Origin of the sequence: Streptomyces hygroscopicus (assembly GCF_026168105.1) — a bacterium.
Classification (GTDB): Bacteria; Actinomycetota; Actinomycetes; order Streptomycetales; family Streptomycetaceae; genus Streptomyces; species Streptomyces hygroscopicus_D.
This window is the reverse complement of sequence record NZ_LBMW01000010.1, coordinates 37,028-62,395: the sequence shown is the minus strand read 5'-3', so window position 1 is coordinate 62,395 and position 25,368 is coordinate 37,028. Positions and strand designations below refer to the sequence as shown.

The window sequence follows — 25,368 nt, the reverse complement described above, 5'->3', positions numbered from 1 at the left end:
GGAACGCAACGAGGATCACGCCAGGGGAAGGCGGACGAAGGGCTGGTCATGACGGCGGGACGAAGCGTCACGGTCGACGGCACGCTGCGACGCAGCGCCCGGCGCACCCCGGAACGCGTCGCGATCCACTACGGCGACCGGTCGTGGACGTACGCGGAACTCGACGACGCCGTCTCGCGCGGGGCCCGTGTGCTGCGCGAGGCCGGACTCGTCCCCGGCGACCGGGTCGGAGCCTACGGCCACAACTCGGACGCCTATCTGATCGCCTTCCTGGCCTGCGCCCGCGCGGGTCTGGTGCATGTGCCGGTGAACCAGAACCTGACCGGCGAGGAGCTGTCGTACATCGTCGGCCAGGCGGGCTGCGGGCTCGTCCTGACCGATCCGGACCTCGCGGGGAACCTCGCCCGGGGTGTGCGGGTCATGCCGCTGCGCGACGCGGGCGACTCCCTGCTCGCGCGGCTCGCCACGACGGAGCCCTACGACGGTGAGGAGCCTTTGGGCGAGGACCTCGTGCAACTGCTCTACACCTCCGGCACGACAGCCCTCCCCAAGGGCGCGATGATGACGCACCGTGCCCTGGTGCACGAGTACCTGAGTGCGATCACCGCCCTCGACCTCAGCGCGGGCGACCGGCCCGTGCACTCGTTGCCGCTCTACCACTCCGCGCAGATGCACGTGTTCCTGCTGCCCTACCTCGCCGTCGGCGCGCAGAACGTCATTCTGGATGCCCCGGACGGGGACCGGCTCTTCGACCTGATCGAAACCGGCCGCGCGGACAGCCTGTTCGCGCCGCCCACGGTGTGGATCGGCCTCGCGGGCCGCCCCGACTTCGCCACGCGCGACCTGAGCGGGCTGCGCAAGGCGTACTACGGAGCCTCGATCATGCCCGTGCCGGTCCTGGAACGGCTCAAGGAGCGGCTGCCGAAGCTCGCCTTCTACAACTGCTTCGGACAGAGTGAGATCGGCCCCCTGTCCATGGTCCTCGGGCCGTACGAACACAAGGGACGCATGGACTCGTGCGGACGCCCGGTGCTGTTCGTGGAGGCCAAGCTCGTCGACGAGTCGGGCAAGGACGTGCCCGACGGGGAGCAGGGTGAGATCGCCTACCGGTCGCCGCAGTTGTGCGAGGGCTACTGGGACAAGCCGGAGGAGAGTGCCGAGGCCTTCCGCGACGGCTGGTTCCACTCCGGCGACCTCGCCGTGCGGGACGCCGACGGGTTCTTCACGATCGTCGACCGGGTCAAGGACGTCATCAACTCCGGTGGCGTGCTCGTCGCTTCGCGGCAGGTCGAGGACGCCCTGTACACGCACGAGGGCGTCGCCGAGGTGGCGGTCATCGGGCTGCCCGACGAGCGGTGGATCGAGGCGGTCACCGCGGTCGTCGTACCCCGCGGCGGAGTGACCGAGGCCGAACTCCTCGCCCACGCACGCGAGAAGCTCGCCCCCTTCAAGGCGCCCAAGCGGGTGCTGTTCGTGGACGAGCTGCCGCGCAACGCGAGCGGGAAGATCCTCAAGCGGGAGCTGCGGGACCGGTTCGCCGGGGCCTGAGGCGGGTCAGCGCGGCCGCAGGTCCACGATCCGCCTGATCTTGCCCACCGACCGCTCGAGCGACTCCGGCTTCACGATCTCGACCGCGACCGAGACGCCGACCCCGTCCTTCACGGCCGCGGCGATGGCGAGCGCCGCCGCCTCACGCTGCTCGGGTGTGGCGCCCGTTTGGGCCTCGGCCCGCACCGTCAGCGCGTCGAGCCGGCCCTCACGGGTGAGCCGGAGCTGGAAGTGCGGTGCCACGCCCGGTGTCCGCAGCACGATCTCCTCGATCTGGGTGGGGAAGAGATTGACACCGCGCAGGATGACCATGTCGTCGCTGCGGCCGGTGATCTTCTCGATCCGGCGGAAGACGCGGGCAGTGCCGGGCAGCAGACGGGTCAGGTCCCGGGTCCGGTAGCGGATGACGGGCATGGCCTCCTTGGTGAGGGAGGTGAAGACCAGTTCGCCCTCCTCGCCGTCGGGCAGCACCTCGCCGGTGATCGGGTCGACCACCTCGGGGTAGAAATGGTCCTCCCACACATGGAGGCCGTCCTTGGCCTCGGCGCACTCCATCGCCACGCCCGGGCCGACGACCTCCGACAGACCGTAGAGGTCGACCGCGTCGATCGCGAAGCGCTCCTCGATCTCGCGCCTCATCTCCTCCGTCCACGGCTCGGCGCCGAAGATCCCCACGCGCAGGGAGGTGGTGCGCGGATCGACGCCCTGGCGCTCGAACTCGTCGAGGAGGGTCAGCATGTAGGAGGGGGTCACCATGATGATGCCCGGCCTCAGGTCCTGGATCAGCTGCACCTGGCGCGCCGTCATACCGCCGGAGGCGGGGATCACCGTACAGCCGAGGCGCTCGGCGCCGTAGTGGGCACCGAGGCCGCCGGTGAAGAGGCCGTAGCCGTACGCCACGTGCACCGTGTCACCGGGCCGCCCGCCCGCCGCGCGGATCGACCGGGCCACCATGTCCGACCACATGGACAGGTCGTTGTCGGTGTACCCGACCACGGTGGGCCGCCCGGTGGTACCGCTGGAGGCGTGGATCCGCCGGATCCGCTCCCGGGGCACCGCGAACATCCCGTACGGGTAGTTCTCCCGCAGGTGCGCCTTCACGGTGAACGGGAACCGGGCGAGGTCGTCCAGCGTCCGGCAGTCGTCCGGGCGGACGCCGGCCTTGTCGAAGGAGTCGCGGTAGAAGGGGATGTGCGTGTAGGCGTGCCGCAGTGAGGTCCGCAGCCGTTCCAGCTGCAGGGCCCGCAGTTCATCCGTGCCGAGCCGTTCCCCCGCGTCGAGCAGGTCGTGTGCATCCGCCATGGGAACGTCTCCCTCACCCATCGCACCAATTCGGGCGACCGATCATTCGGTAGATCTGCTGGAGATCAGTAATCCAGGCCGCCCGGCCCGAAGCAAGGGGTTCGGTGCCACTTTCCGGCCGGGCCGCACTCAATCCCGTTGCGACAAGCCACTCCGTGACGTGAGGATCGGGGCCATGCCGAGCTTCGATGCCTACGACGGGACCCGACTCGCCTACCACCTGAGGGGAAAGGGGGAGCCGCTCGTGGTGCTGCCGGGTGGGCCCATGCGGGCCTCCGCCTATCTCGGCGATCTGGGCGGACTCGGCGAACGGCGGCAGCTGGTGCTGCTCGATCTGCGCGGCACGGGTGACTCCGCGTCCCCCACGGACCCCGCCACGTACCGGTGCGACCGGCTCGTCGACGACGTGGAGGCGCTGCGCGCGCATCTCGGCCTCGAGCGCATGGATGTGCTCGCGCACTCGGCGGGCGGCAGCCTCGCCATGCTGTACGCGGCCCGGTACCCGGAGCGTGTCGCGCGGCTCGCCCTGATCACCGTCACGCCATGGGCGCTGGGGATGCCCGCCACCGCCGAGGACCGGCTCGAAGCGGCCCTGCTGCGGAAGGGCGAACCCTGGTTCGAGGCGGCCTTCCCGGTGTTCGAGGAGTGGCTCGTGGGGAAAGGGGACTTCGACCCCGTCTTCACCCCCTTCTTCTACGGGCGCTGGGACGCGGCGGCGCAGGCCCATGACGCGGCAGCCGACGAGGAGTTCAACGACACGGCGACCGACGTCTTCGGCTCCGACGGCGCCTACGACGCGCCCGCGACCCGGGCCGCGCTCGCCGGACTGAACGCGCCCGTCCTCGTGTACGCGGGCGAACTCGACGGCGGTCCGCGCCCCGGCCTCGCCCGGCGCGTCACGGAATGCGTGCCGCACGCCGAGTTCGTGGTCCAGCCGGGCGCCGGTCACTACCCGTGGCTGGACGACCCCGACGGGTTCGCCGCGCGCGTGGGCGGCTTCTTCGCGCGATGACGCGGAGGGCGGGGCCCGGCCGGACGGGCCGCGTGCCGCTCGGACGGCGGCATCCGCGGGAACGCCGAAGGCGTCCGTAAGACCGGCGCCGCGGGGTTCGGTGAGGGCTTCACCGGATGCTGACGGGACCGTATCAGCGCTGAAATCTCGAGCCGCCCGACCACGCTTCCGGCACGATGATTCCCCGTGAACCCCGTCCTGCAGGGGTTGGCCACCAACCCCTCCCTGCCACCCGAGTCGGCCGATCGGCTCATCGCGACCGCAGTCGCCGACCTCGCCGATCCGCGCCCTTGATCCGGCAAAGGTTGTGCCGGATCAGTGCGTCGTCCACGGCCGCGCGCGCCCTCTTCGAAAGGCTCGATTCACCGTGTCGATGGGCTCCGCCCAGCGTTGACCGCGTCGGGTATCTGCGCGAGCTCAGCACCGAGTGCCCGGCGCGCCGCGGCGACGAACTCGCCGTTCGTGGCAAACCGAGCCTGGAGCACTTGCGTTCGGGTAGACGGATCGAGCTCAGCGGCGCAGTCCGTCGCATCGGGATGAGAGCCCACGACACGTGCATGCAGTCGAAATTCGTCACCTATGCCCCGCACTACTGCGGCTCCCAGCTCTGCGACGTTCTCCGGTCCCACCAGACGAACCCGGATGTAAGCCTCGTCCAGTGCCCTGCGTGCAGCGAATCCCGCTTCCCAATGCGGTGGCTCGGTGAACGGCCTTGCCGTCCAGCCGCTATCCAGCACTCGGTAGGCAGCATCAGCCCGAGACAGGAATCGCTCGTACGACTCGCGCCGCATCTCCCTGTAGGAGTTCGCGCGTTGCTCGGCGCGTTCCTCCCCTGCCAGTAGAGCCTGATGCCGTAGTTGCCTACTGGTTGTCCAGGCCGAGACCGAGCCCGCCAGCGCTGCAGCGGTCAGCGTTGACAAAGAAGTGACCAAGGCAACCGCGACCGTGTCATTCACGGCCGCTATTGTCCCGTACCTGATCGGTCTACGTCCCAGCTTCTGGTCCCGGCTTCGACTTGGGCCGGGCTCGCCCGTACGGCCGTGGACGGTGCCGGATGAGACGGAAACTGGGACGGAGCCCGTGCACAACTCGGGTGACGGCGGGCGCTGGTCGGCGCTACCGTGCGTCGGTGATCAGCAATGAGGGGGCACGCCTGGGCGCTGAGGCCGCACGGCTCCTGGCGCAGACAGGGCTCTGTGAGTTCGAGCCGGGGCTGACAGATGCCGAGTTCGCGCGCATCGAGCGGGAGTACGGCTTCGAGTTCGCGGACGACCACCGCGCATTCCTTGCGGCGGGCCTTCCGGTCAACGTTCCTCCCGAGGAGGGTCAGACCTGGTCCAAGCCCTGGCCCGAGTGGCGCGGCGGCGATCCGGGCAGGTTGCGCGATCAGCTGGGTTGGCCGGTCGAGGCCCGCGTAGAGACCGGCGGGCGTCGTCGGCTTGGGAAGCGACGGTGCTTTTTCCACGGCTGGTTCGGCATCGCTGAGTCCCCCGAAGAGGCGGACGCGGGAACCCTGGAGGAGGGGCTGGTCGAGCTTCGGGCGGCCATCGACCGCATCGATCGGCGACCGGCGACCGGCGAGGCTGAAGGTCCACAACACAGGGAAATCCACTCATCGATCAAGTCCCGGCGTGTTGCCTCCCTTCGCCGTCGGCCTCCCTGATCTGCTTCGAGGAGGCCGACTGTCGATGGTGGCCACTGAGTCGCGTCGGGTTCGTCGGGTCAGGAGCCGACGCGGCCCTTGCTGAGCATGGCGGCGCGGACGCGTTCCTCGGCGAGGCCGCGGCCGGCGATGTGCGGGGTGGTGGCGCGGCGCTGGGCTTCTTCGAGGACGGTGACGGCGTTGGTGCGCAGTCGCTTGGAGATCGTCTCGAAGATGGTTGAGGCTTCGGGGCGGAATCCGGAGTAGCGGGCGTCCATGGCGAAGGCGGCGGCGACGACACCGCCGGCGTTGGCGACGAAGTCGGGCAGCACGGGGATGTCGCGTTCGGCGAGGATGGACTGTGCCCGGGGTGAGGTGGGCAGGTTGGCGCCCTCCACGACCAGCTTGGCCTTGATCTGGTGCGCGGTCGTGTCGTCGATGACGTCCTGCAGGGCCGCCGGGACCAGAATGTCGCAGTCGACGGTGAGTTCCTTGCCGGGTGATATGACGGCGCCCTGGTGGTGGCGGGTGACGAAGTCGTCGCCGTGCTCCTCCTTGGCGGCCTGCAGGGCGGGCACGTCCAGTCCGGTGGGGTCGTGCAGGCTTCCCTTGGCGGTGGACACGGCGACGACGGTGGCGCCGAGTTCGGCGAACCGCGTGGCGGCGGCGCGGCCGACGGCTCCGAACCCCTGGATGGCGACCCTGGCACCGCTGAGCGGCAGCTGGAGGTGCCCGGCGGCGGCGTCGGCGGCCTCTGCGACTCCGTATCCGGTGACGCCGAGCTTGTCATAGGCGACCCCGCCGAGGTGGGCCGGGGTGCCGACGGCCGCGCCGCGGTCGCCGAGCTCGTCCTGGATGATCGCCGCGTCGTCCTCGGTCAGGCCCATGTCGAGGCCCATGACGTATTCACGGGGCACCTCGTTGGACAGGGCGCGGGCGAAGGCTCGCAGGATCGCCTCCTTGTCGGGCGAGGCCGGGTCCGCGACGATGCCGGCCTTCGCGCCGCCGTAGAAGAGGTCCACGCCGGCCCACTTCCACGTCATGACACGGGCCAGGCGGGCGACTTCGCCGACGGAGACGGTGGGGCTCATCCGGGTGCCGCCCTTGCCGACGCCGCGTGCGGTGTTGTCGATGACCAGGACGCCCTTCATGCCGGTGCGCCGGTGGGAGACGACGACGATCTTTTCGGGGCCCCAGTCGTCGACGAGAGACAGTGCGTCAGTCACGGTGCGGGTTCCTTGTCTGCTGATGAATCGCCTGCTGATGAAACGGGCTGATGAAACCGGCTGAGGAAACGGGCCGGTGGGTCAGGGCTGCGGGGGCAGGGCGCGGGCGATGAGCTCGGCGAGGTGCGTCCCGCCGCGGTCGGTCTGCTGCGTGATCTGGGTGCGGCAGCTGAAGCCGTCCGCCAGGACGACGGTGTCCGGTGCGGCAGCCCGGACCGCGGGCAGGAGGACCTGTTCGCCGGCCGCGACGGACACCTCGTAGTGGCCGCGTTCGAAGCCGAAGTTTCCCGCCAGGCCGCAGCAGCCGGAGTCCAGAACGCTGTTGTCGACGCCCATGGCTTCCAGGAGTTCGCTGTCGGCGGTGAAACCGCTGGTGGCGTGCTGGTGGCAGTGGGTCTGGCTGATGGAGCGGGCGTCGAGGTGCGGAGGCTGCCAGCCCGGGGTGTGGTGGAGGAGGAGTTCGGCGAGGGTGAGGGTGGACCGGGCGAGCGCACGGGCGCCGGCGTCACCGTCCAGGAGCTCGGGCAGATCGGATCTCAGCGCTGCCGTGCAGCTCGGCTCCAGGCCCACGACCGGAACGCCGGCGCTGGTGGCCGGGGCGAGCGCGGTGGCGGTGCGGCGGGCGATACGTCGGGCGACGCCCAGCTGTCCGGTGGTGATCCAGGTGAGCCCGCAGCACTGGGTGCCGTCCGGCACCTGGACCCGGTATCCGGCGTGCTCCAGGACTGCCACACCCGCCTTGAGGACGTCGGGCGTGAAGTGGTTGTTGAAGGAGTCCACCCACAGCATGACCGGGCCGCGCCGCCCGTCGCCCTCGGGAGTGCGGGCGCGGAACCAGGCCAGGAAGGTCCGGTCGGCGAAGCGCGGAACGTCGCGCTCGGCGGCGATGCCGCTCAGCCGCTTGATCGCCGGTGCGAGGCGGGATCCCGTGAGGGCGTTGACCAGCCTGGGCATGCGGGCGGCGAGCCGGGACAGCAGGGGCAGCCAGCCCATGGTGTAGTGCGATGCCGGACGAAGACGTCCCTTGTAATGGTGGTGCAGGAATTCCGACTTGTACGTCGCCACGTCCACGCCGACCGGGCAGTCGGCGCTGCATCCCTTGCACGACAGGCACAGATCGAGTGCGTCGCGCACTTCGGTGGACCGCCAGCCGTCGGTGATGACCTCGCCCTGGGTCATTTCGTACAGCAGGCGGGCGCGGCCGCGGGTGGAGTCCTTCTCGTCGAGGGTGACGCGGTAGCTGGGGCACATGACGTCGCCGCGCGGGGCGGCCGTGCGGCACTTGCCGACGCCGACACACCGGCGGGTGGCCTTGGCGAAGTCGCCGTCGTCGGCGTGGAAGGGGAAGACGGTGGTCAGCGGCAGGGGGGTGCGGTGCGGGCTGACCCGCAGGTTGCCGTCAACGGGCAGCGGGTCGACGATCATTCCGGGATTCAGGCCGTTGTCGGGATCCCAGACGCCCTTGAACTGCTCGAACAGGGCGATGACTTCGGGGCCGTACATCAGCGGCAGCAGTTCGGAGCGCGCCTGGCCGTCGCCGTGCTCTCCCGAGAGGGAGCCGCCGTGTGCGGCGACGAGTTCGGCGGCTTCGGTGACGAAGGCCCGGAAGACGGCGGTGCCGGCTTCGGTGGTGAAGTCGAAGTCGATGCGTACGTGCAGGCAGCCCTCGCCGAAGTGCCCGTAGACGGCTCCCTGCAGCTGATGACGGCCGAGCAGTTCGGTGAACCGGCGTAGGTAGGAGCCGAGTTGGTCGGGCGGTACGGCCGCGTCCTCCCAGCCGGGCCAGGCCTCGGAGCCTCCCCCGGCCCTGGGGGGCTGCGAGGTACCCCCAGGCAGGCGGGTGGCGAGGCCGGCTCCGTCTTCCCTGATGCGCCACAGCTGACGGTCCCGTACGGGATCGGTGACGATCTCATGGCCGGTGAACCCGTCGGTCCGGCCGGCCGCCGCGGTGAGTTCCTCGGCCAGCCGGGGGAGTTCGTCCTGCTGCCCGCCGAGTTCGGCGAACAACCACGCCTGCGCGCGAGGCAGGGTGTCGATCGTCCGACGGGTCTCCGGCCGGGTGACGATGTCGGTCAGGGCCTGGTCGAGTCCTTCCAGCGCCAGGAGCCGGTGCTTGAGCAGGGCCGGGACGGCGTCGGCGGCGGCGCAGGCGTCCCGGTAGCCGAGCACGACCAGGGCCCGGGCGGGCGGCGGAGCCACCAGGCGGACGGTGGCCGAGAGGATGACGGCGAGTGTGCCCTCGCTGCCGACCAGCGCCCGGGCGAGGTTGAAGCGTCGCTCCGGCAGCAGGTGTTCGAGCGCGTAGCCGGAGATCTGCCGGGGAAACCGGCCCAACTCGGTGCGCAGGGTGGCCAGATTGTGCTCGGCCAGACGGTGCAGAGCCGCGATGAGCTGGGCGCGGTCATCGCCGGCGGCGACGGCTGCGTCGATCTCCGCCTGGGTCATTTCGCTGAGCCGCAGCACGGTCCCGCGGTAGGTGACCACTTCGAGTTCCAGCACGTTCTCCGCGGTTCGCCCCCAGGCGACGGAGTGCGAGCCGCACGCGTTGTTGCCGATCATGCCGCCGAGCGTGCAGCGGCTGTGGGTCGAGGGGTCCGCGCCGAAGACCAGGCCGTGTTCGCCGGCGGCCCGTTGCAGGTCGTCCAGGACGATGCCGGGCTGCACCGTCGCCGTGCCCGCGTCGGGGTCCAGCGCGAGGAGGCGGTTGAAGTAGCGGGAGAAGTCCATGACCACGCCGGAGCCGACGGCCTGGCCAGAGGTGCTGGTGCCCGCGCCGCGCGAGGTGATCGGGACACCCAGGCGGCGGCACACGGTGATCGTGTTGAGCACGTGCCGGCGCTCGCGGGGGAAGACCACGGCCAACGGGATCTGACGGTAGTTGGAGGCGTCGGCCGAGTACTGGGCCCGGCGTCCGGCATCGCCGTCCACCTCACCGCAGTCGCCCTGCGCGAGCGCCTCGGTCACGGCTGCCGCGTCGAGACGTTCCGGGTCCTGCACTGTCGCCGTCACTGCGGTTGCTCCTTGTTCCTCATCGGTCACATACGACCTCGTCACGGCTACGATCCGCACCCGTGCGGCGGCCCACAAGAGCCAGCAGCACGAAGGAATTCTCCCTCCAGGGAAAGCACTGCTTATGCTCGAATATCCGTTCTGGAGGCCGGCAGGAGGAAGACATTGCTCAAGCCGCAGCAGCTGCTCACGTTGCGGGCCGTCGTGCGCACCGGCTCGTTCGTCATCGCGGCCCGCGACCTCGGCTACACCGCCTCCGCCATCTCGCAGCAGATCTCGGCGCTGGAGAAGGAGACCGGGCTGGTGCTGTTCGAGCGGGAGGCGCACGGCATCCGGGCGACCGCGGCCGCCCAACGGCTGGTCGACCTCAGCATCCCGGTGCTGGCCGCCATCGACGACCTCGGCCACCAGGTGCACCAGCTCGCCACCGGCGCCACCGGTCGGCTGAGGCTGGGCAGCTTCCCCACCGCAAGCGTGCGGCTCGTGCCACCGGCGCTGTCGGCGCTGACCGCGACCCATCCGCGGGCGCAGATCCAGCTGGAAGAGGGCGAGCCGGACGAGCTCGTCGCCGCGCTGAACGACGGTGATCTGGACGTGGCGCTGGTGTACGAGTACGGGCTCAGTCCTCTGCAGTGGCCGGACGGTCTGGTCCGCCATCAGCTCGTGCGCGAGGACCTTGTGCTGCTCAGAGCCCGTGACAGCGGTCTGAGCCCACGCCTGGCCGGGCTGTCACGAGTCCGCTGGATCGCCAGCCGGGAGGGGACGGCCGGTGCCCTCTCACTCACCCGGCTCTGCGCGGCTGCCGGGTTCGAGGCCGAGGTGGCCTTCCGCAGCAACAACTACGCCGTCGTGTGGGAGTTGGTGTCCGCCGGACTCGGCGTGGCGATCGTGCCGGGGCTCGGGCACGCGCCCAGCCCGTCGGTGGAGGCCACCCGGCTCACGCACCGGTCCGCGTTCCGCCGGGTGATGGCCCTGCACCGAAGCGAGAACAGCAACCCGCTGCTCGGCACGATGATCCGCTCCCTGCGCAGCGCGGTACCGGCAGGAGAGCCGTACGTGCACCCGACCCGGGACGGACAGGCGGAGCAGATCTCGGCCCGGGGCCGGATACACCGACGGCCGCTGCGGTGAGGGCCTACCCGTTGGACGTCAGGACGACCTCCTCGTCCGCGGCGAGGACCTTGTTCACGTACTCACGCGGCATCTGGGCGCGCACGGCTCCGTAGTACACGGCCAGGCTGAACAGGGTCACCACGGCCAGGTCCCACCACTCCGGAATGGTCTCGTCGCCGCCGTACCGGCCGAGGTAGCCGACCAGGACCAGCCCACCGAGCCATGGCCACATCCACGCCGAAGCCTTCCAGTGGAGGTCGGGGCGCTCATGCGCCGGGACGCCGAGGAACCGGGTGCCGAAGAAGAGTGCGAGACCGATCAGCAGGCTGGCACCGAGCTTCCATGCCGCCTCGAAACCGGACCAGTAGATGATCAGGTTGGCGCAGACGAAGGCAACCGGCGAGAGCACCTTCCAGGCCGGCAGCCGGTACGGACGCGCACGGTCCGGGTCCTGAAGCCGCAGCGCGTGCAGTGACACCGGGCCGAAGGCGTACATCAGCACGGTGGCCGAGGTGATCAGGCCGACCAGCGACTGCCAGCTCGGGAACGGCAGGAAGACGATCTCGCCGACCACGAAGGACACGATGATCGAGGGGAGCGGCACACCGCGCAGGCTCACCCGGGACAGCAACCGCGGCAGCGTCCGCTCACTGCCCATCGCGTACGACAGGCGGGACGAGGTCGCCAGGTAGAGCAGGCCGGTACCGGCCGGGGAGACCACGGCGTCGATGTAGAGGACGACGGCCAGCCAGACGATCCCCGCAGAGGACGCGAGGGTCACGTACGGGCCGAAGTTGCCCTTCCCGATCGGGTTGGCCCAGCCGTGCACCAGGTTGTGCGGGTCGAGGGCTCCGACGAAGGCGACCTCCAGAAGCAGGTAGATGACCACGCCGACGATCATGGCGACGACCACCGCACGGGAGAGGTCCCGCTGAGGGTTGCGCGCCTCACCGGCCATCTGGATGGCCTGCTCGAAGCCCATCGTCGCGAAGACGACACCGGCGGGCAGCGCCGCGAACACTCCGTGCGCCCCGAAGGGGGCGAAACCGCCTGCGGTGAAGTTTCCGGAGTGGAACGACACGGTCAGCAGCACGACAACGGTCAGCAGCGGGACGAGCGCCTTCCAGACCACCATGACCGCATTGGAGTCGGAGAGCAGTTTCACGCCCACCGCGTTTATCAGCGTGAACAGCAGCATGAAGACGCTGGCGATCACGATGCCCGTGCCGGTGAGCGTGCCGTCCGTGTGCAGGATGTCGATGTTGTCCTTCACCCAGCCGAGGTGCGAGACGTAGGACAGCGTCGCCTCGACCTCGATCGGGGCGATGGTCACCGCCTGCACCCAGCCGAACCATCCGGAGGCGAATCCGGCCAGCGGGCCGAAGGAGAAGAACGGGAAGCGGGCGGTGCCGCCCGCCATCGGGTACGCGCCGCCGAGTTCGGCGTGCACCAGCGCGAGGACGAGCAGCATCGCGGCTGCCAGGATCCATGACAGCAGCGATGCGGGTCCCGCCACCGTGGCGGCGGTCAGCGCCCCGAGCAGCCATCCGGAGCCGATGATCGATCCGAGTGAGACGAACATCAGACCCCAGAAACCGACGTTTCGCCGGAGGTGTCGCGATCCGGCGCTCAAGCCGCCGTCAGCAGATGTGGATGTGGCCGTCATTCGGGCTCCCGCCGTGGAGTCGGGGTGGTGGCTGGCCTGAAACCATTGCCCAGGGGGTGCCACACCCGGAAGACTCAGCAGCGCGACAACTTTCATCTCTGAGGCCAAGGGAATCTTGCTCTGCTCGGGCGGTCAGGAGTGTGCTGCCGGCTCGCTGCTTACGCCTGGGTCGGGGTCGGCGAGTGCCTGCCCGCGGAGGTGCGCAGGACATCGACAAGGGCGGCCACCGTCGGCCGGTGCTCGGCGAAGGAGCGGAACACCACCACGATGTGCCGCTCCATCGTCTCGTGCAGTTCCAGGACTTCGAGGCTGGACGGACGCAGCCGGAGCATCAGATCGGTCACCACGCTGACCCCGACGCCGGCCTCGACCAGAGCCAGGGTGGCGGCCGTGTCCGTCACCTCGTGCAGCACCTGCGGTTCGAAACCGGCTCGCCGGCAGGCCGTGAGCACGGCGCGGCCGTAGTAGCTGCCGACCGACGGCAGGATCCATCCCAGTTCCCTGGCGTCGGCGAGCGAGACCTTCGGCCGGCCGGGCATGGCTCCGGTGGGAACCGCGAGAGAGAAGCGCTCCCTGGACAGCTCCATCACCCGCAGGGACGGATCTCGCGGGATGGGTACGTCCGGGTAGTCCAGGCCCAAGGCCAGGTCCACGCTTCCGCCGGCGACCGCGTCGTACACCTCGTCCACGTCCATGTCCCGGCTGCGCACGGTCACGCCCGGATGCATCTCGCGTACCTGTCGCAGAGCCGGCGGCAGGAGCTCGGCGGCGGCCGTGGCGAAGAGCCCGATCCGCAGCGTTCCGGAGATCTCGTTGCGGGTGCGCTCCAGCGCTTCGACGGCCTCTGCCTCCGTCGTGAGGATGCGCTCGGCGTGCAGGGCCAGTGTCGCCCCGGCGTCGGTGAGTTCCACCCGGCGCCCCACTCGCCGCAGCAGTTGCATGCCGGTGGCCTTCTCCAGCGCGGTGATCTGCTGTGAGACGCCGCCGGGGGTGTACCCCAGGGCTTCCGCAACCGCGGTGATGGTGCCGCGCCTCGGCAGTTCCACCAGCGAACGCAGCTGCGCACTCGTCCAGTCCATATAGGAATCCTAAAAGATATGAAGCATTAACCGTTGATAGACGTCAACGGTGGGGTTGCTGCACGATGACGCACAGATAGCTGATCGGCATCGCTCTGCACTGACAGCCCCGCCGCCCCCGGAAACGGACCCTCTTCGTCCGACTGGGTGGCCCCCGGAAGGGAGTGGCCCGTTGTCCTCCTCCGCCTTCCGCACCGTTCCGGCCTCCGCCGATGTTGTGATCATCGGCGGCGGTGTGATGGGTGCGAGCACCGCGTTCCATCTCGCCGAGGCCGGGGTGAAGAACATCGTCGTCGTCGAGCGCGGCGAGCTCGGCTGCGGCAGCTCGGGCAAGCCGATCGGCGGCGTGCGCGCCCAGTTCTCCGACCCGCTCAACATCGAGCTGGGCCACCGCAGCCTGCGTGCCTACCAGGAGTTCCCCCACCGGCCCGGAGCCGACATCAAGCTCGACACCGTGGGCTACCTGTTCCTGCTCAACAGCGAACAGCAGGCGAGCGACTTCGAGGCCGGCGTCAGGCTCCAGAACAGCCTGAACGTGCCGAGCCGCATGATCAGCCCCGACGACGCCCAGCGCCTGTGCCCCTATGTCAGCACCGACGGCCTCGTGGCCGCCGTGTACTCCCCGGCCGACGGGCACGCCCGCCCCGGACTGGTCATCCAGGGATACGTACAGGCCGCGGCCCGGGCCGGCGTCACGATCGCCACCCACACCGCGGTCTCCGGCATCGACACGGCCGGGGACCGCATCACCGGCGTGCGCACCAACCAGGGCCGCATTGCGTGCTCCACCGTCATCTGCACCGCCGGGGTCTGGTCGGCACAGATCGGAGAAATGGTCGGCATCGACCTCCCGGTCCGGCCCGTCAGACGGCAGTTGGCATTCACCGCGCCGCTCACGCCGCCCGCCCCGCGCATCCCGTTCACCATCGACTTCTCGTCGGCCGCCTACTTCCACAACAGCGACGACGGTCTGCTGTTCGGGCTGGCCGACCCGGACCAGAAGGACGGGTTCGACACCACCTGGACCCCGGAATGGCTGGAACTGTTCCGCACCGTCGCCCGCCACCGCGCCCCGGCCCTGGCCGACATGAAGACCGTCGGCGGCTGGGCGGGCCTGTACGAGGTCACGCCGGACCACAACGCGCTCATCGGCCGCTCCGGCGAGCTGCCGGGCTTCCTGTACGCCACCGGGTTCTCCGGTCACGGCTTCCTGCAGGCGCCGGCGGTCGGCGAGGTCCTGCGCGACCTGTACCTGGAGCGCGAGCCGTTCACCGACATCACCCCGCTCAGCGCCGACCGATTCCGCCACGGCGCCGAGACCCGCCCCGAGGCTCACGTGGTGTGAACCCCGACCGAGAGGCCGAACCATGTCAACGATCAGCCAGTGGCAGCTGCGGGCCGCGTTCGCGGTGCGGCTGTCGGAGATGTACGGCCAGGAGGTTCCCGCCTACACGACGCTGGTGGACGTGTCGCGCGAGGTCAATGAGGACGTCCTGCGCGCGCAGGGAGCCGACGCCGAACGCCTCGGCTCCATCGGCCGCGTGACCGCCGAGCGGCACGGGGCGATCCGCGTCGGCACACCGCGGGAACTGCACGAGGTCGCCCGCGTCTTCGCCGCCCTCGGCATGCACCCGGTCGGCTTCTACGACCTGCGGGAGGCCGCGGCCAGCGCCGTCCCCGTCGTCTCCACCGCCTTCCGGCCCATCGACGGCGAGGAACTGGCCCGCAACCCCTTCCGGGTGTTCACCTCCATGCTCACCCCCGCCGACCCCCGTTTCTTCGACGCCGACCTGCGCTCGCGCCTGGAAGCCTTCCTCGCCGGCCGTGAACTCTTTCCCCCGGAGCTGCTGGCGCTGGCCGACCGGGCCGAAGCCGACAGGGAACTGCCGGAGGACGAGGCCGAGCGTTTCCTGCAACTCGCAGTCGCGGCCTTCGAGCTGTCCAGCGAGCCGGTCGACAAGGCGTGGTACGAGACCCTGGAGCGGATCTCCGCCGTCGCCGCCGACATCGGCGGCGTCCGCAGCACGCACATCAACCACCTCACGCCACGCGTCCTGGACATCGACGAGCTGTACCGCCGTATGACGGACCGTGGCATCGAGATGATCGACACCATCCAGGGCCCGCCGGCCTGGAAGGGCCCCGACCTCCTGCTGCGGCAGACCTCCTTCCGCGCCCTGGCCGAGCCGCGCGCGATGCGCCTCGCGGACGGCAGCGTCGAAAGCGGCGCCCTGCGCGTGCGCTTCGGTGAGGTCGAGGCCCGCGGCATCGCCCTCACCCGTGAGGGCCGCGCCCTCTACGACGAACTCCTCAGCCACATCGACGAGCAGGCCTCGCGGAATTCCACCGCGGCTCGAGGCGACATCGCGCGCGCCGTGTGGGAGCGGCACATGCCCGGCAGCGAGCAGGAACTCGCCGCCGAGGGGCTGGCCTATTTCACCTACCGGCTCGCCGACGAACGCCCCCGCGACGGCAGCAAGCCGCCCACCAGCATCGGCGAACTGGTGGAGCACGGCTGGGTACACGCCGAGCCGATCGTCTACGAGGACTTCCTGCCCCGCTCCGCCGCCGGCATCTTCCAGTCCAACCTCAGCGGCGAGGGCACCCGCGACAACGACCAGCAGGGCACCGCCTACGACGCCGTCTGGCTCTCCGGTGCCCTCGGACGCGAGGTCCTCGACCCCTTCGCCCTCTACGAGCGGCAGCAGAACCGCTCCCTCGCACACGTCGCCCACGAGTTGGACCTCACCGGCGCCCTCGGCTGACCCCTCACACCCACAAGGACCACGATGACCAGCACCGCACTGCCCACCACGGACGATCTGCGCGCCCGCGCCCTGGCCGGCCTCAGGAACGTCGGTGTGGAGGTGGCGGAGGGCGACGACTTCCATGCCCGTACCCCCCTCACCGGCGAGCCCCTCTTCGGGCTGACGGCCGCCACCGACACCGATGTCGAAGAGGCCATCGCGGCCGCCCGTGCCGCCTTCCTGACCTGGCGCACCACGCCCGCGCCGCGCCGGGGTGAACTCGTGCGGCGACTGGGGGAGTTGCTGCGCGAGCACAAGAGCGACCTGGCCGACCTCGTCACCATCGAGGCGGGCAAGATCCGCTCCGAGGCGCTCGGTGAGATCCAGGAGATGATCGACATCTGCGACTTCGCGGTCGGTCTGTCCCGTCAGCTGTACGGCCGTACGATCGCCTCCGAACGCCCCGGCCACCGCCTGGCCGAGACCTGGCACCCGCTCGGGGTGGTCGGCGTCATCTCCGCCTTCAACTTCCCTGCGGCCGTGTGGTCGTGGAACACCGCCGTCGCGCTGGTCTGCGGCGACACCGTGGTCTGGAAGCCCTCGGAGCTCACCCCGCTGATCTCCCTGGCCTGTGACCACCTGCTCGCCCGGGCCGCCGAGGAGGTCGGGGCTCCTCGGGATGTGCACCGTCTCCTGCTCGGCGACCGGGCGGTGGGTGAGAAGCTCGTCGACGACCCCCGCGTGGCCCTCGTCAGCGCCACCGGCTCCACCCGCATGGGCCGCGAGGTCGCCCCCCGCGTCGCCGCCCGCTTCGGCCGCAGCCTGCTGGAACTCGGCGGCAACAACGCCGCGGTCGTCGCTCCCTCCGCCGACCTGGACCTCGCCGTCCAGGGCATCGTCTTCGCCGCGGCCGGTACGGCGGGTCAGCGCTGCACGACGTTGCGCCGCCTCATCGTCCACCGCGACATCGCCGACACCCTCGTCGAGCGGCTGACCGCCGCTTACCGCAAGCTCCCGATCGGCAGCCCGTTCGAGGACACCACGCTGGTCGGTCCCCTCATCTCCACCGAGGCCTTCACACGCATGCAGCAGGCTCTGGCCCGCGTCCAGGCGCAGGGCGGCGAGATCCTGGCCGGCGGCAACCGCCGCCTGACCGAGGACGCGCCCGCGGCCGCCTACGCGGAGCCCGTCCTCGTCCGCGTCGGCGAACAGAGCGACGTCGTAAGGGAGGAGACCTTCGCGCCGATCCTGTACGTGCTCACCTACGACACCCTCGACGAGGCGATCGCGCTGCACAACGACGTCCCGCAGGGCCTGTCGTCCAGCATCTTCACCCGCGACCAGCAGGAGGCCGAGATCTTCCTGTCCGCCGCCGGCTCCGACTGCGGTATCGCAAACGTCAACATCGGCACCTCCGGCGCCGAGATCGGCGGCGCCTTCGGAGGCGAGAAGGACACCGGCGGCGGCCGCGAGTCCGGCTCCGACGCCTGGAAGGCGTACATGCGCTCCGCCACCAACACCATCAACTACTCCAGCGAACTCACCCTCGCCCAGGGCGTCAGCTTCCTCTGATCGGGTCCCTCGCGACCGGGTGAACGGTCCTCCGGGGTGGGATGGATACGGCCCATGGTCAGGATGGCCGCCTGTGGTCAGGATGGCCTCTGGTCCAAGACCTCGCCGACCAGTGTTTCACGGCACCGTCACGGTGGCCGCGATCAGTCTGTGGCTCCGGCCACCGGAGTTCAGCCGATTGACAGGTGATACCGCAGCTTCTCCTTCGCCTGTGCTCCCAGCCGGTCGTAGAACCTGATCGCGTCCGTGTTCCAGGGCGTGGTCTGCCACTGGACTTGTCCGAGCCCCAGCTCAAGTGCTTCCGCCACCACGGCCTCCACCAGCAGGGGGCCGACCTTCAGACCCCGGTGACCATCCCGCAGGAACAGGCAGTCCATGTGGAGATACTCTGCCCCGTCCCACGTGGACACCTCCGGAGTGCACGTGGCGTACCCGATGATCTCGCCGTCGTTCAACTCCGCTACGAAGCACCGCAATCTCGGAGTCTCCGAAGCGAACAGCAGCGCCTCCAGCCGCCGGGCCAAGCCAGTCGGTGGGGGCGCCGCCCTCTCGTACGCGGCGTGCTCGAACACGAGCTGGGCAACATGAGGAAGATCGGCAACGCGTGCGCGGCGCACCCTGGCCAAACCGGTGCCCGTCACCGGACCTCACCCTCGAGCACATCGCCGCGCCAGGCCACAAGCCGCTCGTCGAGCAAACCCCGCCCGTCCAGCACGTGCCGGGTGACGGCATCCCGCTCGTGAGCCAGGACCGCCGCTTCCCACACACACGGAGCAAGGCCCGACCGGCCGGGGCGGAGCTGTGCAGCATCGCCGGCCGGACCGACGAAGACGGCGAGGTCGGACATGTACCCCTCGATCCATGTGTGAACGAGGACGTAGTCGCCGTCACCACCGGCGTGGACGAGCACCACGGCGAGCCCGAGTGAACCCCGCAGATACGCCGATGACAGGTGATCGGCGGCGACCCGCAGTGCGGTCTGCAGATCCTTGTCCGTCACACTCCGTCCCGGCGCCTCGATCGCATAGGGCTTCACCAGATGCCCGGCAACCGCGCGGCTGCCCAGTGGCCGTACCGTGCGGGCGTGGAAGCCATCAGCCAGCGCCAGCAACGTAGACGAATTGACAGAGGTCAGAGGCTGGTCGAGCTGGGACTCTCCAAGATCGGTCATACGACCATGATGCACGCGTGGGCTGCGAAGGGCGCTCAGCGGTCCGCCGCCACCGCCACCTCCTTCGCCCAGCGGTAGTCCGCCTTGCCGCTGGGCGAGCGTTGGATGGTGTCCGTGATGACCAGTTGGCGTGGCACCTTGTAGCCCGCCAGATGGGGCCGGCAGTGGTTCTGGATGTCCTCCAGGGACGGGTGGGGCGCGCCCTCGCGCAACTGCACCACCGCCGCCACATGGTTGCCCCACGTGGCGTCCGGCACCCCGGCGACCAGGGCGTCGTACACGTCCGGATGCGACTTGAGCGCCTGCTCGACCTCCTCCGGGTACACCTTCTCGCCGCCGGTGTTGATGCACTGCGAGCCGCGGCCGAGAACCGTGATCACGCCCTCCTCGTCGGCCGTTGCCATGTCGCCGAGCAGTACCCACCGGTCGCCGTCCGTCTCGAAGAAGGTCTCGGCCGTTTTGCCCGGGTCGTTGTAGTAGCCGAGCGGCACGTGCCCGCGCTGTGCGATGCGCCCCGGCTCGCCCGCCGCGACCGGCGCGTGGGTGACCGGATCCACCACCTGTGTACGGGAGTTGACGCGGATGCGGAAACCCCTGCCCGGTCCCGAGTCGGGGGTCGCGGTGCCGTTGAAACCCGACTCCGACGAGCCGAAGTTGTTCAGCAGCATGGCGTTCGGGACGAGCGCCTGGAACTGCGTGCGTACGGTCTCCGACATGATCGCCCCGGACGACGACACGCTGAACAGGGACGAGCAGTCCGTGCCCTTCATGGGTCCGTTCAGCGCGTCGACCAGCGGCCGGAGCATCGCGTCGCCCACCAGCGACACGCTGGTTACCTTCTCCTTTTCGACGGTCCGCAGGACCTCCTCCGCCACGAACTTGCGGTGGATCACGATCCGCTGGCCGAAGTTGAAGCCGATGAACGCCGTGAGCGTCGAGGTTCCGTGCATCAGCGGGGGAGCCGGGAAGAAGGTGATGCCCTCACCGCCGGCCGCGACCCGCTCGGCCAGTTCCTCCGGCTTCGTGACCGGCTCGCCCGTCGGGGCGCCGCCGCCGAGTCCGGCGAAGAACAGGTCCTCCTGGCGCCACATCACGCCCTTCGGCATACCGGTCGTGCCGCCGGTGTAGATGATGAACTGGTCGTCCGCCGAGCGCGCCGGGAAGCCGCGCCCGAAAGAGGCGGCGGCCTCGGCGTCGGTGAAGTCCACGGCGGGCAGCGCGGCGGCACCCGGCGCGGGGGTCCCCACGCGCACCATGTGCCGCAGCTTCGGCGCCCGGGGCAGCGCCGCCGCCACCCGGTCGGTGAACTCCGCGTCGAAGACCAGCGCCGCGAGGTCCGCGTCCCGGTAGAGGTAGACCAACTCCTCCTCGACATACCGGTAGTTGACGTTGACCGGCACGATGCGGGCCTTGAGGCACCCCAGTACCGTCTGCAGGTACTCGACCCCGTTGTACAGATGCAGGCCCAGGTGCTCCCCCGGCCGTATGCCGGCCTCGAGCAGATGGTGTCCGATGCGGTTGGCCGCCGCGTCCAGCTCCGCGTAGGTGAGACGACGCTCCGCGCCCGTGCCCGGGTGGTCGACGTACACGAGCGCCTCGCGGCCCGGAACCACGTCGACGACCGACTCGAACAGGTCGGCAAGGTTGTACTCCACCGCTCCTCCTGACCCAGGCGACGCTCGGCGAAGAAAGGGGCATGCATCGGTCCGCCGGTCATCAGAGCAAAGGGGGACGCAACTGTGAAGGGCCCCGCAGAAGAAATCTGACTGTCTGTCAGAAAACCCTTGTCCTGTCTCCGCGCCTCCTGCAACCTGTTCTCGTTCCGGAGACGGGAGGAAGCGATGGGTGGGACGGAACACCTCACCGTGCAGCGCGAAGGCGCCACACTCGTGCTCACGCTCAACAGGCCCGAGGCCAGGAACGCGCTCTCGCTGCCGATGCTGGTGGGGCTGTACGACGGCTGGATCGAGGCCGACGAGGACGACGCGGTCCGCTCGATCGTGCTCACCGGCGCGGGCGGCTCCTTCTGCGCCGGGATGGACCTCAAGGCCCTGGCCGGCCGGGGGATGGACGGGCAGCAGTACCGCGACCGGCTGACCGCCGACCCGGATCTGCACTGGAAGGCGATGCTGCGCCACCACCGCCCCCGCAAACCGGTGATCGCCGCCGTCGAGGGACCCTGCGTGGCGGGCGGCACCGAGATCCTGCAGGGGACCGACATCCGGGTGGCGGGCGACTCCGCCACCTTCGGCCTGTTCGAGGTCAGGCGCGGACTGTTCCCCATCGGCGGCTCGACGGTCCGCCTCCAGCGGCAGATCCCGCGCACCCACGCCCTGGAGATGCTGCTCACCGGACGCCCGTACACGGCACGCGAAGCCGTCGGCATCGGACTCGTCGGCCATGTGGTCCCCGACGGCACCGCGCTCGCCCGCGCCCTGGAGATCGCCGAACAGGTCAATGCCTGCGGGCCGCTCGCCGTCGAGGCCGTCAAGGCATCCGTGTACGAGACCGCCGAGATGACGGAGACAGACGGACTGGCCGCCGAACTCGAGCGCGGTTGGCCGGTCTTCGCCACCGCCGACGCCAAGGAAGGCACCCGCGCCTTCGCCGAGAAACGCCCGCCCGTCTACCGGCGCGCTTGAGCCGCCGGGAGACACAAGGAGAGATCCGCGATGCCCGAAGTCCTCAAAGCCCCCCTCGTCGTCGAGTTCCCCTTCACCCGCTCCCTGGGACCCGTGCAGAGCGCCTTCCTCACCGGCCTGCGCGAACGTGTCGTCCTCGGGGTGAGGACCGGCGACGGCCGCACCCTCGTCCCGCCCGTCGAGTACGACCCGGTCACGGCCGAGGAACTGCGCGACCTCGTCGAGGTCGCCCCCACCGGCACCGTCACCACCTGGGCCTGGAACCACGCGCCACGCCGCGGCCAGCCCCTCGACACCCCCTTCGGGTGGGCCCTGGTCCGGCTCGACGGCGCCGACACCTCCCTCCTGCACGCACTCGACGCCCCGGGCCCCGACGTCCTTCGCACCGGTATGCGCGTCCGTATCCGTTGGGCGGCCGAACGCTCCGGCGCCATCACGGACATTGCCTGCTTCGAGCCGTACGACGGCGATCCCGCCGAGTCCGGGGCCCACAGTGGCGAGTTCGAGGACACGGTGACCGGCATCGTCGCCCCGGCCCGTCTCGACTACACCTACTCGCCCGGTCGCGCCCAGTCCGCCTACCTCGGCGCCCTGTCCGAACGGCGGACCGTCGGCGAGCGCTGCCCGTCCTGCCGCAAGGTCTACGTCCCGCCGCGGGGTGCCTGCCCCACCTGCGGCGTGGCCACTGCGGAGCAGGTCGAGGTGGGCCCGCGCGGGACCGTGACGACGTTCTGCATCGTCAACATCAAGGCGAAGAACCTGGACATCGAAGTCCCCTATGTCTACGCGCACATCGCCCTCGACGGTGCCGACCTCGCACTGCACGGCCGTATCGGCGGCATCCCCTACGACCAGGTGCGCATGGGGCTGCGGGTCGAACCGGTGTGGACCCCCGGGGCGCGCCATCCCGATCACTACCGGCCCACGGGAGAGCCGGACGCGGACTACGAGTCGTACAAGGAGCTGCTGTGACGCGCGAAGAAGCCCCAGGGCACCGGGAGATCGCCGTCGTCGCCTTCGCGCAGACCGACCACCGGCGCACCAGCGACGAACTCTCCGAAGTCGAGATGCTGATGCCGGTCCTGCACCAGGTCCTCGACCGTACCGGGCTGAATACCAGCGACATCGGCTTCACCTGCTCCGGCTCCAGCGACTATCTCGCGGGCCGTGCCTTCTCCTTCACTCTCGCTCTCGACGGGGTGGGCGCCTGGCCGCCGATCTCCGAGTCGCATGTCGAGATGGACGGCGCTTGGGCGCTGTACGAGGCGTGGACCAAGCTGCTCACGGGCGACGCCGACACCGCGCTGGTCTACTCGTACGGCAAGTCGTCGCCCGGAAGCGTACGGGACGTGCTGACCCGGCAGCTGGACCCCTACTACGTGGCTCCGCTGTGGCCGGACTCGGTGGCGCTCGCCGCACTTCAGGCACAGGCGCTCATCGACCGGGGCGAGACCGACGAGCCCGCACTGGCCCAGGTCGCCGCCCGCAACCGGGCGGACGCGGCCGCCAACTCCCACGCTCAGCTGACGGGTTGCGTACCACAGGGGGAATACGTCGTGCGGCCGCTGCGCACCGGCGACTGCCCGCCGGTCGGCGACGGGGCCGCCGCCGTGATCCTTGCGGCGGGCGAGCGAGCCCGACAGCTGTGCGCGCGGCCCGCCTGGATCCGGGGCATCGACCATCGCATCGAGGCACACGGGCTCGGGGTGCGCGATCTGACGGACTCGCCGTCCGCGCGGCTCGCCGCCGAGCGGGCCGGTGCCTTCCAACGGCCTGTGGACACCGCGGAGTTGCACGCGCCGTTCACCGCGCAGGAGATGATCCTGCGCAAGGCGCTCAGGCTCGGCGACAGCGTCACGGTCAACCCCTCGGGGGGCGCCCTCGCCGCCAACCCGATGATGGCGGCCGGGCTGATCCGCATCGGCGAGGCAGCCGCCCGTATCCACCGTGGGGAGTCCGACCGCGCGCTCGCCCACGCCACCTCCGGCCCCTGTCTGCAGCAGAACCTGGTCGCCGTACTCGAGGGAGACCCGCGATGAGCAAGGAGTCCGTGGCCGTCACCGGGATCGGCCAGACCAAGCACGTGGCGGCGCGGCGGGACGTGTCCATCGCGGGGCTCGTTCGGGAGGCGGCCCGGCGGGCCCTTGAGGACGCCGCGCTGACCTGGGCCGACATCGACGCCGTGGTCATCGGCAAGGCGCCCGACTTCTTCGAGGGCGTCATGATGCCGGAGCTGTACCTCGCCGACGCGCTGGGCGCCGTCGGCAAACCCATGCTCAGGGTGCACACGGCCGGTTCGGTCGGTGGCTCCACGGCACTCGTCGCGGCCAACCTGGTCGCCGCCCGCGTCCACCGCACCGTCCTGACCCTCGCCTACGAGAAGCAGTCCGAGTCCAACGCCATGTGGGGCCTGTCGCTGCCGATCCCCTTCCAGCAGCCGCTGCTCGCCGGCGCGGGCGGCTTCTTCGCCCCGCACATACGCGCCTACATGCGACGCAGCGGCGCACCGGACACGGTCGGCTCGCTGGTCGCGTACAAGGACCGGCGCAACGCCCTCAAGAACCCGTACGCACACCTGCACGAACACGACATCACGCTGGAGAAGGTGCAGTCCTCACCCATGCTGTGGGACCCGATCCGCTACTCGGAGACCTGCCCCTCCTCGGACGGCGCGTGCGCCATGGTGCTCACCGATCGTGCGGGCGCGGCACGCTCGCCCCGCCCGCCCGCCTGGATGCTCGGCGGCGCGATGCGCAGCGAGCCGACGCTCTTCGCCGGCAAGGACTTCGTGTCGCCGCAGGCAGGCAAGGACTGCGCCGCCGACGTCTACCGGCAGGCGGGGGTCGCCGACCCGCGCCGGGACATCGACGCGGTGGAGATGTACGTGCCCTTCTCCTGGTACGAGCCCATGTGGCTGGAGAACCTCGGATTCGCCGAGCAGGGCGAGGGCTGGAAGCTCACCGAGTCCGGGGTGACCGAACTCGACGGGGACCTTCCCGTCAACATGTCCGGCGGCGTCCTGTCCACCAATCCCATCGGCGCCTCCGGCATGATCCGCTTCGCCGAGGCGGCGCTCCAGGTGCGCGGGCAGGCCGGAGAGCACCAGGTGGACGGGGCCCGGCGGGTACTCGGGCACGCCTACGGCGGCGGGTCCCAGTTCTTCTCGATGTGGCTGGTCGGAGACCGGCCGCCGACCTCCTGAGGGCATCGCCCTCGCGTGACCTGTTGGCGGTGGGATGCGATCGCTAGGCTTGCCGCGGACGACGAATCGGGAGGAGCGAGGACGTGGCCGAGAGCACCATCCAGCAGCAGCCGCTCGCGGGCTGGGAGAAGCCGGAGCTGGACCTCAGCAACGCCGACTGGCACTCCAGCAGCCGAGGGCTCGGGGATGTTCAGATCGCCTTCGTCGAAGGCTTCATCGCGATGCGCAACAGTGGCCGTCCCGAGAGCCCTTCCCTGATCTTCACCCCCGCGGAGTGGGGCGCGTTCGTGTCGGGGGCGCGGGAAGGGGAGTTCGACCTCACATGAGCCCGGCCCGCCGAGGTGGGCCCCGCCCGTTCCGGAATTTCCGGACACGTGGCCGCTGAACCCGTCCCGGGGCCGCCGACTGCGCCAGGCCGGCCCCGGAACGATCAACGC

The 25,368-nt window shown here is 70.2% G+C and carries 20 protein-coding genes; 12 read left to right on the top strand and 8 right to left on the bottom strand.

The window, feature by feature from the left end; genetic code table 11:
- The first annotated feature begins 48 nt into the window (after window positions 1–48).
- Entirely contained in the window at window positions 49–1,548 is a 1,500-nt protein-coding gene (locus tag AAW14_RS12815; protein WP_265563293.1) for an acyl-CoA synthetase, read from the top strand.
- Window positions 1,549–1,554: 6 nt separating this feature from the next.
- On the opposite strand, the gene paaK is transcribed toward AAW14_RS12815, so the two are convergent.
- Complete coding sequence (gene paaK, locus AAW14_RS12810) at window positions 1,555–2,850, bottom strand: phenylacetate--CoA ligase PaaK (RefSeq protein ID WP_265563291.1); 1,296 nt, start codon at window positions 2,848–2,850, stop codon at window positions 1,555–1,557.
- 175 nt (window positions 2,851–3,025) lie between these two features.
- On the opposite strand from paaK, the gene AAW14_RS12805 reads away from it, so the two are divergent.
- Window positions 3,026–3,862, top strand: a complete 837-nt coding sequence (locus AAW14_RS12805; protein ID WP_265563289.1) for an alpha/beta fold hydrolase — start codon at window positions 3,026–3,028, stop codon at window positions 3,860–3,862.
- A gap of 1,129 nt (window positions 3,863–4,991) precedes the next feature.
- Window positions 4,992–5,525, top strand: a complete 534-nt coding sequence (locus AAW14_RS12800) for an Imm7 family immunity protein (protein ID WP_265563500.1) — start codon at window positions 4,992–4,994, stop codon at window positions 5,523–5,525.
- A 59-nt stretch (window positions 5,526–5,584) separates the two neighbouring features.
- Here AAW14_RS12800 and AAW14_RS12795 read toward each other — a convergent pair whose 3' ends face one another.
- A complete protein-coding gene (locus tag AAW14_RS12795) occupies window positions 5,585–6,730 on the bottom strand; it encodes a Glu/Leu/Phe/Val family dehydrogenase (protein ID WP_265563287.1) in 1,146 nt (381 codons plus the stop codon).
- A gap of 81 nt (window positions 6,731–6,811) precedes the next feature.
- On the bottom strand, window positions 6,812–9,739 hold the full coding sequence (locus AAW14_RS12790; protein WP_265563286.1) for an FAD-binding and (Fe-S)-binding domain-containing protein: 2,928 nt from the start codon (window positions 9,737–9,739) through the stop codon (window positions 6,812–6,814).
- A gap of 165 nt (window positions 9,740–9,904) precedes the next feature.
- Here AAW14_RS12790 and AAW14_RS12785 point away from each other — a divergent pair, with 165 nt between their 5' ends.
- A complete protein-coding gene (locus AAW14_RS12785; RefSeq protein ID WP_265563284.1) occupies window positions 9,905–10,870 on the top strand; it encodes a LysR family transcriptional regulator in 966 nt (321 codons plus the stop codon).
- 4 nt (window positions 10,871–10,874) lie between these two features.
- Here AAW14_RS12785 and AAW14_RS12780 read toward each other — a convergent pair whose 3' ends face one another.
- Both AAW14_RS12780 and AAW14_RS12775 read right to left on the bottom strand, forming a co-directional pair.
- Window positions 10,875–12,518 (bottom strand): APC family permease, encoded by a 1,644-nt coding sequence (locus AAW14_RS12780; protein WP_265563281.1) that lies wholly within the window; start codon window positions 12,516–12,518, stop codon window positions 10,875–10,877.
- Window positions 12,519–12,676: 158 nt separating this feature from the next.
- Window positions 12,677–13,597 carry a LysR family transcriptional regulator gene (locus tag AAW14_RS12775; RefSeq protein WP_265563279.1) on the bottom strand — a complete coding sequence of 307 codons (921 nt, stop codon included), beginning with the start codon at window positions 13,595–13,597 and terminating at the stop codon, window positions 12,677–12,679.
- Window positions 13,598–13,769: 172 nt separating this feature from the next.
- Here AAW14_RS12775 and AAW14_RS12770 point away from each other — a divergent pair, with 172 nt between their 5' ends.
- The 3 genes from AAW14_RS12770 to AAW14_RS12760 are packed head-to-tail and all read left to right on the top strand — an operon-like array spanning window position 13,770 to window position 17,916.
- Window positions 13,770–14,942, top strand: a complete 1,173-nt coding sequence (locus tag AAW14_RS12770; protein WP_265563277.1) for an NAD(P)/FAD-dependent oxidoreductase — start codon at window positions 13,770–13,772, stop codon at window positions 14,940–14,942.
- 22 nt (window positions 14,943–14,964) lie between these two features.
- Window positions 14,965–16,362 (top strand): VOC family protein, encoded by a 1,398-nt coding sequence (locus tag AAW14_RS12765; RefSeq protein WP_265563275.1) that lies wholly within the window; start codon window positions 14,965–14,967, stop codon window positions 16,360–16,362.
- A 24-nt stretch (window positions 16,363–16,386) separates the two neighbouring features.
- On the top strand, window positions 16,387–17,916 hold the full coding sequence (locus AAW14_RS12760) for an aldehyde dehydrogenase family protein (protein WP_265563273.1): 1,530 nt from the start codon (window positions 16,387–16,389) through the stop codon (window positions 17,914–17,916).
- 170 nt (window positions 17,917–18,086) lie between these two features.
- On the opposite strand, the gene AAW14_RS12755 is transcribed toward AAW14_RS12760, so the two are convergent.
- The 3 genes from AAW14_RS12755 to AAW14_RS12745 are packed head-to-tail and all read right to left on the bottom strand — an operon-like array spanning window position 18,087 to window position 20,742.
- Window positions 18,087–18,533, bottom strand: a complete 447-nt coding sequence (locus AAW14_RS12755) for a GNAT family N-acetyltransferase (RefSeq protein ID WP_416223295.1) — start codon at window positions 18,531–18,533, stop codon at window positions 18,087–18,089.
- A 20-nt stretch (window positions 18,534–18,553) separates the two neighbouring features.
- A complete protein-coding gene (locus AAW14_RS12750; protein WP_265563269.1) occupies window positions 18,554–19,087 on the bottom strand; it encodes a hypothetical protein in 534 nt (177 codons plus the stop codon).
- Between the two features lie 35 nt (window positions 19,088–19,122).
- Window positions 19,123–20,742, bottom strand: coding sequence for an acyl-CoA synthetase (locus AAW14_RS12745; protein WP_265563267.1), 1,620 nt, complete (start codon window positions 20,740–20,742; stop codon window positions 19,123–19,125).
- 186 nt (window positions 20,743–20,928) lie between these two features.
- Here AAW14_RS12745 and AAW14_RS12740 point away from each other — a divergent pair, with 186 nt between their 5' ends.
- The 5 genes from AAW14_RS12740 to AAW14_RS12720 all read left to right on the top strand — a co-directional run bounded on the left by AAW14_RS12740 (window position 20,929) and on the right by AAW14_RS12720 (window position 25,257).
- A complete protein-coding gene (locus AAW14_RS12740) occupies window positions 20,929–21,729 on the top strand; it encodes a crotonase/enoyl-CoA hydratase family protein (protein ID WP_265563265.1) in 801 nt (266 codons plus the stop codon).
- Window positions 21,730–21,759: 30 nt separating this feature from the next.
- Window positions 21,760–22,701 (top strand): Zn-ribbon domain-containing OB-fold protein, encoded by a 942-nt coding sequence (locus tag AAW14_RS12735; RefSeq protein WP_265563263.1) that lies wholly within the window; start codon window positions 21,760–21,762, stop codon window positions 22,699–22,701.
- Window positions 22,698–23,768: a thiolase domain-containing protein gene (locus AAW14_RS12730; RefSeq protein ID WP_265563262.1), complete on the top strand. Its 1,071-nt coding sequence runs from the start codon at window positions 22,698–22,700 to the stop codon at window positions 23,766–23,768. The genes AAW14_RS12735 and AAW14_RS12730 overlap by 4 nt, the downstream gene beginning before the upstream one ends.
- Window positions 23,765–24,931, top strand: coding sequence for a thiolase domain-containing protein (locus AAW14_RS12725; RefSeq protein WP_265563260.1), 1,167 nt, complete (start codon window positions 23,765–23,767; stop codon window positions 24,929–24,931). The genes AAW14_RS12730 and AAW14_RS12725 overlap by 4 nt, the downstream gene beginning before the upstream one ends.
- Window positions 24,932–25,014: 83 nt before the next feature.
- Window positions 25,015–25,257 (top strand): DUF397 domain-containing protein, encoded by a 243-nt coding sequence (locus tag AAW14_RS12720; RefSeq protein WP_265563258.1) that lies wholly within the window; start codon window positions 25,015–25,017, stop codon window positions 25,255–25,257.
- Window positions 25,258–25,368: the final 111 nt, after the last annotated feature.

What these genes read in the sequence shown, in the direction of transcription:
- AAW14_RS12815 (WP_265563293.1), top strand. Translation starts at nt 49, where the DNA reads ATGACGGCGGGACGAAGCGTCACGGTCGACGGCACGCTGCGACGCAGC.
- paaK (WP_265563291.1), bottom strand. Translation starts at nt 2,850, where the DNA reads ATGGCGGATGCACACGACCTGCTCGACGCGGGGGAACGGCTCGGCACG.
- AAW14_RS12805 (WP_265563289.1), top strand. Translation starts at nt 3,026, where the DNA reads ATGCCGAGCTTCGATGCCTACGACGGGACCCGACTCGCCTACCACCTG.
- AAW14_RS12780 (WP_265563281.1), bottom strand. Translation starts at nt 12,518, where the DNA reads ATGACGGCCACATCCACATCTGCTGACGGCGGCTTGAGCGCCGGATCG.
- AAW14_RS12775 (WP_265563279.1), bottom strand. Translation starts at nt 13,597, where the DNA reads ATGGACTGGACGAGTGCGCAGCTGCGTTCGCTGGTGGAACTGCCGAGG.
- AAW14_RS12765 (WP_265563275.1), top strand. Translation starts at nt 14,965, where the DNA reads ATGTCAACGATCAGCCAGTGGCAGCTGCGGGCCGCGTTCGCGGTGCGG.
- AAW14_RS12760 (WP_265563273.1), top strand. Translation starts at nt 16,387, where the DNA reads ATGACCAGCACCGCACTGCCCACCACGGACGATCTGCGCGCCCGCGCC.
- AAW14_RS12750 (WP_265563269.1), bottom strand. Translation starts at nt 19,087, where the DNA reads ATGACCGATCTTGGAGAGTCCCAGCTCGACCAGCCTCTGACCTCTGTC.
- AAW14_RS12740 (WP_265563265.1), top strand. Translation starts at nt 20,929, where the DNA reads ATGGGTGGGACGGAACACCTCACCGTGCAGCGCGAAGGCGCCACACTC.
- AAW14_RS12735 (WP_265563263.1), top strand. Translation starts at nt 21,760, where the DNA reads ATGCCCGAAGTCCTCAAAGCCCCCCTCGTCGTCGAGTTCCCCTTCACC.
- AAW14_RS12725 (WP_265563260.1), top strand. Translation starts at nt 23,765, where the DNA reads ATGAGCAAGGAGTCCGTGGCCGTCACCGGGATCGGCCAGACCAAGCAC.